This is a genomic window from Bradyrhizobium sp. CFUWI (assembly GCF_056429085.1).
Map to the genome: position 1 here is coordinate 154,024 of NZ_JBWJZE010000008.1, position 12,191 is coordinate 166,214.

Below are 12,191 nucleotides of genomic sequence, written 5' to 3' on the forward strand. Positions count from 1 at the left end.
CAAATCGATGGGGGACTTGGGGCCTCAAATCGGACCTCGGCGCCCGTTTCGGGCCGCAACATACTGATTTTGCCGTTAGAAGCCAGCGTTTTGCTCACGCCAGGGGCGGTCGGTTAATGGCTGGGGACAAGCCGATCTCACCGTTCTGGTCGCCCGACCGCCACCTCGACCGGCGGCCCTTCCTCAGGGCAAGGGAGGCCATTACCGGAGCAATACGGGGCTTTTTCGCCGAGCAGGGCTTTGTCGAGGTCGAAACCTCCATTCTCCAGGTCTCCCCGGGCAATGAGACCCATCTGCACGCCCCCCGGACCGAGCTGATGCGGCCGGACGGCAGCCGCGCCAGCCGTTACTTGCGGACGTCGCCCGAATTCGCCTGCAAGAAGCTGCTGGCGGCGGGCGAGACGCAAATCTTCGAGCTCGCCCGGGTGTTCCGTGACCGCGAGCGCGGCGACCTGCATCTGCCTGAATTCACCATGCTGGAATGGTATCGGGCAGGCGCCTCCTATGACGCCATCATGGCCGACACCGTGGTGGTCATCGCCCGGGCCGCACAGGCGACCGGGATCAGGACCTTCTGCTTCCGCGGCCGGACCGCCGATCCCTTTGCCGAGCCGGAGCTTGTGACGGTCGCGGGCGCCTTCGAGCGGTTCGCTGGCATCGACCTGCTGTCGACAATCTCGGGCGGCGAGGGTAACCGTGCCGCGCTCGCGGCGGCGGCCGACGGAAGGGTTCGGATAGCCGACGACGACACCTGGTCCGACATCTTCAGCAAGGTCCTGGTCGAGCATGTCGAGCCGCATCTGGGGCAGGGGCGTTTGACCATCTTGTTCGAATACCCATCTCCAGAGGCGGCGCTGGCGCGCGTCAAGGCGGACGATCCCAGGGTGGCCGAGCGCTTTGAAGTCTATGCGTGCGGCGTCGAGCTAGCCAACGGATTTGGGGAACTGACCGACGCCGAGGAGCAGCGCAAACGCTTCACGGAATCGATGACGGAGAAGCAGCGCCGCTACGGCGAAGCCTATCCGCTGGATGAGGACTTTCTGGCCGCAGTTGCCGCAATGCCGGAGGCGAGCGGCGTCGCGCTCGGCTTCGACCGGCTGGTGATGCTGGCGAGCGGCGCATCGCGAATTGACCAGGTGGTGTGGACACCGCCAGCAAATGAAACGTCTAGTGAGACATGACGAAGACCAATCTTGCCCGTACCTTGCGTGAGCCGGCGGAACTTGTGGCCGAGCATCTTGCTCCGGCCGCAGCGCTGCCCGCGCTCGAGCGCGTGGCTGCGCGCTATGCGGTCGCGATCACGCCGGCGCTGGTCGAACTGATCGACACGTCCGATCCCGACGATCCCATCGCCCGTCAGTTCGTTCCGACCGCCGCGGAGCTGGAGATGCAGGCGGGCGAGAACGCCGATCCGATCGGCGATCATCCGCACTCGCCAGTATCAGGCATCGTGCATCGCTATCCCGATCGCGTCTTGTTCAAGCTCGTTCACGTCTGCGCGGTCTATTGCCGCTTCTGCTTCCGCCGCGAGATGGTGGGGCCCGGCAAGGAGAGCGCGCTGTCGGACAGTGCCTACCGCGCGGCGATCGATTACATCCGATCGCATCACGAGATCTGGGAGGTGATCCTGACCGGCGGCGATCCCCTGATGCTGTCGCCGCGGCGGATGGGAGAGGTCATGGCCGACCTCGCCGCCATCGATCACGTCAAGATCGTCCGCCTTCACACCCGCGTGCCCGTGGCCGAGCCCGCCCGCATCAGCGACGAGTTGGTTGCGGCGCTCAAGGTCGAGGGCGCGACCACCTGGGTGGCCGTGCATGCCAACCATGCGCGCGAATTGACGGGGCCGGCGCGCGCCGCCTGCGCGCGGCTCGTCGAGGCCGGCATTCCGCTGGTGAGCCAGTCCGTGCTTTTGCGCGGGGTCAATGACAACATCGCCGCTCTATCGGATTTGATGCGAGCTTTCGTCGAATGCAGGATCAAGCCCTATTATCTGCATCACGGCGATCTCGCGCCGGGCACGGCGCATCTGCGCACGACGCTGGCCGAGGGGCAGGACTTGATGCGGCAATTGCGCGGACGGGTGTCAGGGCTGTGTCAGCCGGACTATGTCATCGACATTCCCGGCGGCGCCGGCAAATCGCCCGTGGGGCCTAATTATGTCTTGGCGGAGCAAAATACCGCAGCCGATGCACGTGAAGCGGAATCGAAAAAGAGCTATCGTATCGTCGACTATTGCGGCGACGTTCATCTCTATCCGCCTGAGACCTGAGCGGTGGGAAGCGGCGGCTTGAATGGAGGATCGGATATGAAGAAGATCATGCTCGCAGCATCGCTTGTGGCCTTGCTCGGCGGCGCGGCGATTGCGCAGACCGGCCCCAAGGGATCGACGTCGGGTGGCGCCAGCTCGGGATCTGTGCCACAGGCTCCCGTGGGCCATCGCCAGCCGCGCCTCTCGGACGTGCCGAACGAGAAGACTGTGAGCGATCCGAACGATCCGCTCAGCAAGGAAAACCAGGCACTCGACAAGAAGATCAAGAGCATCTGCCGCGGCTGCTGAGGGGCTCACCTCTCCCCGTCGGGGAGAAGTGAGGAGAGCGACCGCGATTTTGTGACGGGCTATGCCGACCGCTCGTGCAAACCGGCGCGACGGCTGTTGCGGCGGACCTCGACCGCGTCGGCGAGCTGCTCGAGCACGGTGGCTGTGGTCGGCCAGTCGATGCAACCGTCGGTGATGCTCTGGCCGTAGACGAGCGGCTTGCCCGGCACCACGTCCTGGCGGCCGGCGACGAGATTGCTCTCGATCATGACGCCCATGATGCGGTTCTCGCCGCCGGCGATCTGACCGGCGATGTCCGCCGCGACCTGCGGCTGGTTCTCCGGCTTCTTGCTCGAATTGGCGTGGCTTGCATCGACCATCACCAGCGGCGCGACGCCGGATTTGGTCAGCTCGTTGCAGGCCGCCGCAACGCTTGTCGCATCGTAGTTCGGATTGCTGCCGCCGCGCAGGATGATGTGGCAATCCTCGTTGCCGGCAGTCGAGGCGATCGCCGAGCGGCCGAGTTTGGTGACGGCCATGAAATGATGCGGATGCGATGCTGATTTCACCGCATCTGCCGCGATCCGCACATTGCCGTCGGTGCCGTTCTTGAAGCCGACCGGGCACGACAGCCCGGACGCCAGCTCGCGATGGATCTGGCTCTCGGTCGTGCGCGCGCCGATCGCGGCCCATGACACGAGGTCGGCGATGTATTGCGGCGTCGTCATGTCCAAAAACTCTGTGCCGGCGGGCAGGCCGAGATTGTTCACCGCCGACAGCACGTTGCGAGCCAGCCGCAGGCCCTTGTTGATGTCGAAGCTGCCGTCGAGGTCGGGATCGTTGATCAGGCCCTTCCAGCCGACCGTGGTGCGCGGCTTCTCGAAATAGACCCGCATCACGATCTCGAGCTGATCGGCGAGGTCTTCGCGCATCTTGGCGAGGCGCTCGGCGTAATCGAGCGCGGCCCTGGGATCATGCACCGAGCAGGGGCCGACGACGACCAGAAGACGGTCGTCCTGGCTGCTCAGGATGGCATGGATCGCATTGCGCGCGGCCATGACCACACGGGTAGCGGTGAGCGTGCGCGGGACCTCCCGCATCACCTCGTCCGGGGTGCTCAGTTCTTTCAGTTCGCGGATGCGAAGATCGTCGGTCGTGCTCAGCACGGCGGGCTCCTGTTTGTTTCGAACCTGCCGGCCAATAAAAAAGCCGCCAGGTCTGGCGGCTTGTTCGGACGTTTGCTGCAATATTTCAGATTGAGCGCGATCCTCCTGCCGCCAGCGAGCTGTCGTAGCTAAAATACCAAAAATAGCTGGTGGCGACGGTGATCATGGCAGGCCATATAGCGCGCCGTTCGAGGGTTGTCACCCCCCAATCGGCGCAGCAGGCGACGGGGCGCGTCAGGTGTTGCTGTTGCGCGTCGCCAGCGCCATGCCGATCAGGCTGGCGCCGCCGAACAGCAGGTTGATACCGACGAGGATGCCGATGGCCCATTCCGCAGAGCTCGGCAGCCCCGTGATCACCATGAACGAGATCGCGATGTCGACGAGGCCCGAGATCAGCAGCCACGACCAGCGGCTGCTCAACTCGCGGCGGTGCTCCAGCGCGTACATGATGGTGGCAACGCCTTCGGCAAGGAAGTAGGCGCCCAGCACGATGGTCAACGTCAGCACGGCCTGGATCGGCCGGGCCAGCAGCAGGATGCCGGTGAGCACGGCGAGCGCAGCCGAGATCAGCGACCACCAGAAGCCGGGCGTGTTGCGCGCCCAATAGGTCACGATCAGCCCGCCGATGCCGCTGATCAGGAACATCCAGCCGAGGAAGATCGCGATCGCAAGGCTCGCGAGCGGCGGCAGGATCAGCGCGGCGACGCCGAGAATGGCGAGCAGGATGCCTTCGAACAGGAAGGCCTTCCAATGCGCCTTGACCGTCTGGTTCATGGCGGATTGCAGCCGCGAAAATTCCTCGGGCGATGTCATCGGCAGGCTCCAGATCGAAAGGTCAGTATTCAATCTAGTATGCGCGCGGCCCGCTCGCCATGCGGTGGATCAACCGCCGCCGGGCGCCGAGGAAAAACCTTCCGCGCTGGTACGGATGCGGTTGCGGCCGAGAATGTAGATCGCGGTTGTGACAATCAGAAGCGCGAGGCCGAGCAGGATCGAGACGAAGCCGATCGGGATCAGGGCCAGCGTCAGGTTGCGCTCGGGATTGATCAGCCAGTGATGGATCGAGGTCAGCACGAAGGCGAGGCCGAGAAAGCCGACGCCGCCGCCGGCGAGCAACAGCGCCCACATCCGGCGGAGTTGGCTGAGCCGCTCCCGCGCGACATCGGTCCGGGGGGCGTGGTGGCGGGCGACGCGCCGGACCAGGCGGATCGCGAAGGCGATCGAGCCGAAGCCGACCAGCAGGCTGGCCGCGCCCAGCCACATCCGCAGCGTCGGATCGAGATCGGGCATCCGTTGCAAGGTCAGCAGCGGAAAGTCGAATGCCGAATGCAGCGCGAGCGGGCCGGCGAGCATCAGGAGGCGGCTGGAGAGGCGCGCCCAGTCGCGATGGTGGCGGTTCGCGCCCAGCGCCGTGCCGGCGCGCGCGATCGTCAGGTAGGCGCCCGCGATGATGCCGAGCGCGCCGTGGAACGGCACGGTCAGCACGCTGCGCAAGGCGGCCAGCGAGCGCCACATCTCGGCGTGCTGAACCAGATAAGCCAGGTTCTCGTAAGCAGCGAAGCCGAGGCCGACCGCGGCGCCATAGACCACGGTGTCCATCGGATTGGCAAAGGTCCGCCGCTTGGTCGAGGAGATCAGAACGATGGCGATCACCTTGACCGCCTCCTCGGGCAGCGCGACGCCGAAGATCGAATGCATGGCCAGCGCCGCCCAGGGGTCGTCGGGCGCTGCGACCATCTTGGCGAAGGGGGCTCGGGCGAGGCCCAGCAACGAGATGCTGGCCGCACCTAACAGGAACGCGGTCCAGACCTGAGCGGGCGGGCCGGGTCGCTCTTCGGCGGCGATGACGAGCCACAGCATCAGCAGCGCCGGGGCGATGGCAGCAGTTCCGATGACGGTGGGCAACGCTTCGATCAGGTACATCGGCGCCGAAAATAGGTTCCCTTGGTCCGCTAATCTACATTCAGCGATGCGACCATGTGTCATGCGCTCGCTGTCGGCTCACTTAACGCGCGCGACAGCTCCCGTTCATCTGCGGTCGCCTGCCGGCTGGAGAATACAAGCGTAATCAATTGGATCACAGTACCAGTTCGTCAGCCATGGCAACGGCCGCGTATTCCGAGACCGGAGCACGTTAGTAAGCCAGATCAATAATATGCGCAGGTTTCTTTGAGTCGCTGGCCAGCTTGCTCCATCTGTCGCGGTGGAGCGCCGAAGGCAAGGTCGGAGGTGGACAGCCGGCAGGCCCGCTAATTGCGGTTTGAGTTCCTGCAGGGCGGCGAAAGCGATCCGGCGCGTCCGCCCCTGTTCGAGCTCTCGGCCGGCGCTTGCCGCCGTCAGTGGGTGGTGAACGGCGGCGGCGCTTCGGGGGCGACGTCGAAAGCGCCGAGATGGAACTCGCCGCCCGGGGATGTGTCCGGATCACCCGGCTGCGCCAGCAGCGTGAACGCGGCTTGTGGGTAGTGCTTCCAGATCTCCAGATCGCCGGCCGTGATGGTCAGCCAGCCGAACGTGTACATGTAGCGTCCGGGCGCGGTGACCCGGCCGACCCTGTCCCAGGTAATCTTCTCAACTGTGATGTTGTTGACTGCCATCCGGTCCCCCGATCGCGAGTCCGCAAATGACGTCCGGCGTGAGGCACGGACCGTCAAAAGCTGATCCCGCAATGGGGCGACGATAGGGCGGCGATGCGGGGGCTGGACGGCTCAAGCCGATTGCTGCAGCGGCGAGCGCGCAACGAGGCGGACCACGTCGTCTCGCGCCTGCTTCTCGGCGAATTTGACCGCGAAGCCGTTGTCGAACTTGCGGATGACCCGCCCGACGCAGGCGCCGACGGCCAACGCGGTTCCCACCGGCGGGTCGTACTCGCAGGATATGGCGACGCCGGCCGTGGAGACGTCGATGATGAAGCAGGGGTGGGCGCTGCCGTCGGCGAGCGTCAGGAAGGTGTGCGAGACCTGGGGAACGAAGCGCGCATCACGCCGCAGCTCCTGGATGCTGTCGTCCTTTTGCTTTTTCTCCAGCCAGGTCAGCTTTTCCGACATCCAGGCGCGCCGTGCCCGCGTCATGTCCAGCTCCATCAGGAAGCCGGCCTTCAGCGTCGCGCTGATGGTGCACTGGAATTCGCCGAAATCCTGGAAGTACGACGTGAGGCGCTCGCCGACCTTGCCGACGACAGGCACGTCCACGATCATGCGGAAGGGCGAGACGCGCTTGGTGCGGCAAGCGAAGGTGCGCAGCTTGCCCTCGCAATCGTACCAGCGCGGCAGCGAGTAGCTGCCGTTCACGGCGACGTCCACTGCTCGTTGCCTGAGGAACTCTGTGACGGACATGCGCGCCAATCGTGTTTGGGATCGTTCCCGTAATTCCACGGTAGCGCTCAGATTCTAAGTAAATGATACCTGCGCTCAAAAGCGGGGGTAAATTTCCGGTAAATGCGCGCCTCGACGGCGCAGGAAAAAAGCGCGGCATAAGGACCCGCTTTGCTGCAGGCTTTCTCACAACCTCGTCATTGAGGGCGCGGTGGAGCAACCGCGCTGCCTAGGAAGATCCGAACAGCACCAGCAAGGCCAATGCGCCGACGGCCACGGCGAACTGGATCGTCGTCCATGTCAGGCCGTTCGGGCTGATCTCCAATCCCAGTTGCGACAACGCGCGCCGCAATGTGAGCGCCGTGAATGCTTCGACGACGGCGAGCAAGAGGGCGATGCCGGCGAGGAAAGACGAGGAGTCCGCCGGCGGCAGCCACGGCGCGAACCAGGCGGGGACGGAGCCTTTCAAGGCGGCCAGCAACGCGAACCATCCGAACCAGAATGCGGAGCGCTTGACGATGTCTGCGCCGATCGTTTCGGGCTCGAGGCGGATGCCGATCCCTGCCAGCGCGCTTTCGATGCGACCGCCGTCGGTCAGGAGGATGAACGCCCCCAAATAGAGAGGAACGCGCGACTGGAAGAGCAGGGCGACGACACCGAACAGGATGACGTGGCCGACGACATCGCCGAGGAGATCCAGGGCGATCCGGCCTGACGGCACCGGCGCGGCCGGCGCGAGATCGGCCTTCGGACGCGATCCGGCGCGGGCCATGTGCTCCAGCATCTTGGCACGCAGGTCCGACGGATGCGGGCGGGGATGGCCCAGCCATGGCGGAAGGTCCGGCGTCAGTGCGGACGCGCCGGGCAAACCTTCAATCTCGGGGTAGCGCTGCGCCATGGGCCAGGACCGGTTCCAACCGACATTGGTCGGTGGCGAGCGGTGCGGAGGTTCATGCGGAAGCAGCGGAAATTGCCGTTCGGTCGCCGTGGCAGCCGATGCGGCGCGTTCATCGCCTGCGCACTGGCGCTCCCTAGCGGAATCGAACCGCTCTCTCCACCGTGAAAGGGTCTTAAGCATGTGTTTCTAGGCCCCCGCGTGTTTCCAAAATACCCCATATTTCTAGGATAATACGCGCATTAGTGCGTATTTGTCTATTGACGTTTTCCTCCGTTTATTGGACATTGATTGGACACGGAGGATTTGCCCATGGCCAGAACAGTCCGCGACGCCAGCCTCGAGACCCGCACCGCGCGGAGCCGCCTGAAGGCCAGGGGTAAACCCTACTACCGGGTGCTCGAGCCCGGCTTGCATCTCGGGTATCGCAAGCCGCTGAGCGGTACCGGCAAGTGGGTGGCCCGTCACTACGTCGGCGAACAGAAATACGAGGTGGAAACGCTGGCCTCCGCGGATGACTTCTCGGACGCTGACGGCGTGGAGATCCTGAGCTTTCCGCAGGCGCAGGCGTTAGCGCGATCGAGGATGGTCAAGCGGGCGCACACGGCGGCCGGCAAGACAGGCCCGCTTACCGTCGCCGACGCCATCAAGTCCTATGTCGAATTTTTGGAAAACAACCGAAAGTCCGGCCGCGAAGCGCAGTATGCCGCCGACGCGCTTATCCTGCCGACCTTGGGCGCAGTCGAGATCGAGGCTCTGACGACCGATCAAATCCGGAAGTGGCATGCTGGCCTTGTGAAGGCTCAACCGCGTATCCGGACCAAGCCAGGCAAAGAGCAGCAATATCGCGAAATCGACGTCACCGACCCGGAGCAGGTTCGGCGGCGCAAGTCGACGGCCAACCGCGTTCTGACCGTGCTCAAGGCCTCACTCAACCGGATGTGGCGCGATGGCAAGGTCGCGTCGGACAGCGCCTGGCGCCGCGTGGAGCCGTTCGAGGGCGTCGAAGCGGCGAGGGTGCGCTATCTCTCCGTCGACGAAGCCAAACGGCTCCTGAACGCCTGTGAGCCCGACTTCCGCCGTCTGGTCCGCGGCGCTCTTGAGACCGGCGCTCGCTATGGCGAGCTCTGCGCGCTGACGGTCGCGGACTTCAATAAGGATAGCGGGACAGTGCAGATCCAGCGCTCGAAGTCCAACAAGGGCCGGCACATCATTCTGAGCGAGGACGGGGTAGCGTTCTTTAAGTCGATCACGCTCGGCCGGCGGGGCAGTGAGCCCATGTTCGCGAAGGATGGCGGCGGCGAATGGTTGCGCTCTCACCAAGCCGACCCGATGGATGAGGCCAACGAACGCGCCAAGATCGACCCGCCGATTAATTTCCACGGGTTGCGCCACACCTGGGCGAGCCATGCCGTCATGAACGGCGTGCCTATGTTGGTTGTTGCCAAGAACCTCGGCCACTCCGACACCCGCATGGTCGAGAAGCACTATGGCCATCTGGCTCCGTCTTACGTTGCAGACGCCATCAGGGCAGGTGCCCCGCGGTTTGGTGCCATTGAGCCCGGCAACGTTGCGAGCATCACCGGATGAAGGTGCCCCGTAAAGACCGCGGGAAGCGGCTTGCCGACGCCAAGGGGCGAGAGGCTAAGCGTGCCGCGGATGCCGCAGTTTTGGCTTCTAGCCCCGCCGGCCAGACTATCCTGGGTGGCGCCGCTCTGCTTCCTTACGATCCCGCCCGTCGAGGAGAGGAGGCCGATGCTGCCCTGACGCTCTACCGCAATGACAAGATGCTGATACGAGCTTTTCAGGAGTTTGGGCTCGATCCAGCCAATCCTCATCACTGGAAGCTTTTGGCGCAATACATGGCAGAGGCGCTGTTCGCGGACAGCGGACGGCCGGCCAAATGGACTACCGCTGCTTTGAGAGACTTCGTGAACGCCGTCGATCAGGAGATTGCGGCGGGCCCGACCCGGGCGACTGATCGGGCTATTGAAAAGATCCAAAAGACCGCCCGATATAGGTCTGTCACTTTCGAGACCCTTCGCCGCCGGTACTACGATGCGAAGAAACCGCGGTTAGTGCGGAAATAGGCGGCCATTTTTTATCACTGATCCTCGCGTGCCTGGCGCGCGGAAATCACTCAAATCTCTGCACACCCATAACAACACAAGGGTGTGTCTATGTTGTCCTATACAATCGAAGAGTTCTGTCAGCGGCAGCGGTTCTCCCGCAGTCTCTATTACAAGCTTGAGCGGGCCGGGAAGGGGCCGCGCAAGATGCAGCTGCTTGGCGCCGTGCGGATTAGCGAAGAGGCCGAACGCGAGTGGGTGAAGGCACGTGAAGCCGATACCCTGGCGGAGGTCGCCGCCTGATGCAGCTCCAAAAGGAAAGCCCCGCGCTGGCGGCACGGGGCGTTCCGGCAACTGATCTGCTCGACGGTTCGATCACTCCGGAAAATAGCAAACGTCTGCGCTTCGTTCAAGCGAACCATCTCTCTCAGCGCTTCGCGCTCGCGCCTGATATGGCCGAGGCGCTTGCCCCGTTCGTTTACGGAGGTGAGCGATGAAGCTGAAAGTCAAACATGAGAAAAGCGTTGCCGAACTCACCCCGGCGGAGGCGCGCTTCGAATTCAGTTTTTTGTATCGCAACCTCAAGGGGCACGATCCCGACACCACCATCAAGATCCTGCAACTGTGGGCGGGGCGCTTCATTGAAATGCAGCGCCGCGGCTTGTTGTCGGCAGATCTCGACATTCAGGATGCTCTGTTTGCCCACGCCTATAATCTCGGTCTGATCGATCACTTTGGACCGGCCGAGGTCGATGAGATGATCAAAGAGGGGCTAAACGACGCCCAAGAAGGCGCTGGGGAGACTGACGCAGCGGGTATCGAAGACGTCGCTACTTGGGTGGAGTTCAGCGATGACGATGTAAACCCTCTCATTGAAGACCTTGAGAGCGGTTCGATTATAGGCTGCGGCGAGATAGGATTCTTGTACGGGCCAACCGGCACCGGCAAGACGGCAATCGCCAATGCGCTGAATCTCGCGATTTCCAGCGGGACGGGCCTCGGCCGCGCGCACCTGGTAGATGGGCCGATTTATCCAGCCAAAGCGGGACGCGTGTTGGTCGCAGTCTACGAGTCGCAAGCCGACTATCGAAGGCGCATGCGTGCGATTGCGAAGGAGGGCCAAGTCGAGCTCTCCCATCTGGACTGGGGCATTATCAAAGCCGATCTAGATATTACGTCGGAGCGGGATCGCCAGCTGTTTGTCGCTCGAGTCCGAAGGGACACGGTTCGCAACGATGGCAAGCCGCCCCTGCTGATCACCATCGATACACTGCCGGCCGCAGTGGGTGGCAAAAGCCTAAATGACGACGATGTGGCCGGGCACTGCTTCGGCCTGGGCCGCGCTCTCAACGATGAGTTCGGCTGCTCGGTCATCTTCGTTGCCCACCCCGGCAAGGACGAGACGAAGGGCATTTCCGGGAGTTACCGCTGGCGCGGCAACTCGGATTTCATCCTCCGGACGGTCCAAACGAAGTCGGGCTACAGACTGATCAAGGAGAAGGATAAGGGGGGCGCCTGCCAGCGTCCGATTTTTGATTATACGCTCAGCTTCGTCGAGGTTGATCGCACCTCCAGTGACAAGCCGGTAAAGGCTCCCGTTGTCGGTTCGATCACCCCTTGTGCCTCGATAGACGGGCAGCGGGAGGCGCTGGAGCGGCCCAAAGAGAAGTGGCCGAAGGGACTGCGTCTGGTGCGAGACTCAATCACCGAGGCCATGGTTGACGCCGGCCGCGAGCACCGAATTGGCGGCGATGGACCGCCGGTGCGTGCAACGACCGTCCAGGCAGCCCGCGATGTCCACCGTAAGCGCTATGTCAGCACTGGGGAGGGCGATCGAGAAGCCGCGGAGCGGCAGGCATGGAGGCGCAATCTCGAGAAGGCGCGATCAGAAGATCTGATCAGCGGCGAGCTTCACAACGGCGAAGAGGTCGTTTGGATTGCTGCTTAGCTCTCATCAGGCGTGTGACATGCGGGACACCTCTAAAGAGGTGTGTCCCGTCACGTCACAATGTCACGCGGGACAAAGTCACAAGATGTCACGTCACGTCACGGGTGTCACAGCGAAAGCCTCTGCACAAAGCTAAACGTCGAGCGCTGATGTGCCGAAAACAGCGCCTGAGAAGTCCACAAACGCCACGGCCGGGAGAACCCGCATTTTCTGCCCGACCGCGCCTCGCGAGCTGAAGCGCCTGCTGGCTCAACCGATCGTCC

14 protein-coding genes are annotated in these 12,191 nt (G+C 63.6%); 8 read left to right on the forward strand and 6 right to left on the reverse strand.

Annotation, left to right across the window (positions count from 1 at the left end; genetic code table 11):
• Window positions 1-116: 116 nt before the first annotated feature.
• From epmA to AC066S_RS19150, 3 genes are read left to right on the forward strand one after another with little or no spacing between them, the layout of a single operon-like run.
• Window positions 117-1,181: an EF-P lysine aminoacylase EpmA gene (gene epmA / locus AC066S_RS19140; RefSeq protein ID WP_478270434.1), complete on the forward strand. Its 1,065-nt coding sequence runs from the start codon at window positions 117-119 to the stop codon at window positions 1,179-1,181.
• Window positions 1,178-2,272, forward strand: coding sequence for a lysine-2,3-aminomutase-like protein (locus AC066S_RS19145; RefSeq protein ID WP_478270330.1), 1,095 nt, complete (start codon window positions 1,178-1,180; stop codon window positions 2,270-2,272). The genes epmA and AC066S_RS19145 overlap by 4 nt, the downstream gene beginning before the upstream one ends.
• Before the next feature lie 36 nt (window positions 2,273-2,308).
• A complete protein-coding gene (locus AC066S_RS19150) occupies window positions 2,309-2,560 on the forward strand; it encodes a hypothetical protein (RefSeq protein WP_126261467.1) in 252 nt (83 codons plus the stop codon).
• Window positions 2,561-2,619: 59 nt separating this feature from the next.
• Here the strand turns inward: AC066S_RS19150 and AC066S_RS19155 are convergent, their stop codons facing one another.
• From AC066S_RS19155 to AC066S_RS19180, 6 genes are all read right to left on the reverse strand, one after another.
• The gene (locus tag AC066S_RS19155; RefSeq protein WP_126261466.1) at window positions 2,620-3,705 is read right to left on the reverse strand and encodes a 3-deoxy-7-phosphoheptulonate synthase; all 1,086 of its coding nucleotides are present in this window, start codon (window positions 3,703-3,705) and stop codon (window positions 2,620-2,622) included.
• A 234-nt stretch (window positions 3,706-3,939) separates the two neighbouring features.
• The gene (locus AC066S_RS19160; protein WP_126261522.1) at window positions 3,940-4,518 is read right to left on the reverse strand and encodes an HdeD family acid-resistance protein; all 579 of its coding nucleotides are present in this window, start codon (window positions 4,516-4,518) and stop codon (window positions 3,940-3,942) included.
• Between the two features lie 69 nt (window positions 4,519-4,587).
• Window positions 4,588-5,628, reverse strand: a complete 1,041-nt coding sequence (locus AC066S_RS19165; protein WP_126261521.1) for a PrsW family glutamic-type intramembrane protease — start codon at window positions 5,626-5,628, stop codon at window positions 4,588-4,590.
• Between the two features lie 413 nt (window positions 5,629-6,041).
• A complete protein-coding gene (locus AC066S_RS19170; RefSeq protein WP_478270331.1) occupies window positions 6,042-6,299 on the reverse strand; it encodes a hypothetical protein in 258 nt (85 codons plus the stop codon).
• Between the two features lie 111 nt (window positions 6,300-6,410).
• Window positions 6,411-7,037, reverse strand: a complete 627-nt coding sequence (locus AC066S_RS19175) for a PilZ domain-containing protein (RefSeq protein ID WP_478270332.1) — start codon at window positions 7,035-7,037, stop codon at window positions 6,411-6,413.
• Between the two features lie 208 nt (window positions 7,038-7,245).
• Window positions 7,246-7,914, reverse strand: coding sequence for a hypothetical protein (locus AC066S_RS19180; RefSeq protein ID WP_478270333.1), 669 nt, complete (start codon window positions 7,912-7,914; stop codon window positions 7,246-7,248).
• A 309-nt stretch (window positions 7,915-8,223) separates the two neighbouring features.
• Here AC066S_RS19180 and AC066S_RS19185 point away from each other — a divergent pair, with 309 nt between their 5' ends.
• The 5 genes from AC066S_RS19185 to AC066S_RS19205 all read left to right on the forward strand — a co-directional run bounded on the left by AC066S_RS19185 (window position 8,224) and on the right by AC066S_RS19205 (window position 11,928).
• The gene (locus AC066S_RS19185) at window positions 8,224-9,501 is read left to right on the forward strand and encodes a tyrosine-type recombinase/integrase (RefSeq protein ID WP_478270334.1); all 1,278 of its coding nucleotides are present in this window, start codon (window positions 8,224-8,226) and stop codon (window positions 9,499-9,501) included.
• Window positions 9,498-10,001 (forward strand): hypothetical protein, encoded by a 504-nt coding sequence (locus AC066S_RS19190; RefSeq protein ID WP_478270335.1) that lies wholly within the window; start codon window positions 9,498-9,500, stop codon window positions 9,999-10,001. Before AC066S_RS19185 ends, AC066S_RS19190 begins: the two co-directional genes overlap by 4 nt.
• Window positions 10,002-10,091: 90 nt before the next feature.
• Window positions 10,092-10,283 (forward strand): transcriptional regulator, encoded by a 192-nt coding sequence (locus AC066S_RS19195; RefSeq protein ID WP_478270336.1) that lies wholly within the window; start codon window positions 10,092-10,094, stop codon window positions 10,281-10,283.
• Entirely contained in the window at window positions 10,283-10,477 is a 195-nt protein-coding gene (locus AC066S_RS19200; RefSeq protein WP_478270337.1) for a hypothetical protein, read from the forward strand. The genes AC066S_RS19195 and AC066S_RS19200 overlap by 1 nt, the downstream gene beginning before the upstream one ends.
• Entirely contained in the window at window positions 10,474-11,928 is a 1,455-nt protein-coding gene (locus tag AC066S_RS19205; protein WP_478270338.1) for an AAA family ATPase, read from the forward strand. Before AC066S_RS19200 ends, AC066S_RS19205 begins: the two co-directional genes overlap by 4 nt.
• Window positions 11,929-12,191: the final 263 nt, after the last annotated feature.

Bases quoted from the DNA above. Each gene is read 5' to 3' on its own strand.
- AC066S_RS19175 (WP_478270332.1), bottom strand. From the start codon at position 7,037: ATGTCCGTCACAGAGTTCCTCAGGCAACGAGCAGTGGACGTCGCCGTG.
- AC066S_RS19160 (WP_126261522.1), bottom strand. From the start codon at position 4,518: ATGACATCGCCCGAGGAATTTTCGCGGCTGCAATCCGCCATGAACCAG.
- AC066S_RS19170 (WP_478270331.1), bottom strand. From the start codon at position 6,299: ATGGCAGTCAACAACATCACAGTTGAGAAGATTACCTGGGACAGGGTC.
- AC066S_RS19145 (WP_478270330.1), top strand. From the start codon at position 1,178: ATGACGAAGACCAATCTTGCCCGTACCTTGCGTGAGCCGGCGGAACTT.
- epmA (WP_478270434.1), top strand. From the start codon at position 117: ATGGCTGGGGACAAGCCGATCTCACCGTTCTGGTCGCCCGACCGCCAC.
- AC066S_RS19180 (WP_478270333.1), bottom strand. From the start codon at position 7,914: ATGGCGCAGCGCTACCCCGAGATTGAAGGTTTGCCCGGCGCGTCCGCA.
- AC066S_RS19150 (WP_126261467.1), top strand. From the start codon at position 2,309: ATGAAGAAGATCATGCTCGCAGCATCGCTTGTGGCCTTGCTCGGCGGC.
- AC066S_RS19165 (WP_126261521.1), bottom strand. From the start codon at position 5,628: ATGTACCTGATCGAAGCGTTGCCCACCGTCATCGGAACTGCTGCCATC.
- AC066S_RS19200 (WP_478270337.1), top strand. From the start codon at position 10,283: ATGCAGCTCCAAAAGGAAAGCCCCGCGCTGGCGGCACGGGGCGTTCCG.
- AC066S_RS19195 (WP_478270336.1), top strand. From the start codon at position 10,092: ATGTTGTCCTATACAATCGAAGAGTTCTGTCAGCGGCAGCGGTTCTCC.
- AC066S_RS19185 (WP_478270334.1), top strand. From the start codon at position 8,224: ATGGCCAGAACAGTCCGCGACGCCAGCCTCGAGACCCGCACCGCGCGG.
- AC066S_RS19190 (WP_478270335.1), top strand. From the start codon at position 9,498: ATGAAGGTGCCCCGTAAAGACCGCGGGAAGCGGCTTGCCGACGCCAAG.
- AC066S_RS19205 (WP_478270338.1), top strand. From the start codon at position 10,474: ATGAAGCTGAAAGTCAAACATGAGAAAAGCGTTGCCGAACTCACCCCG.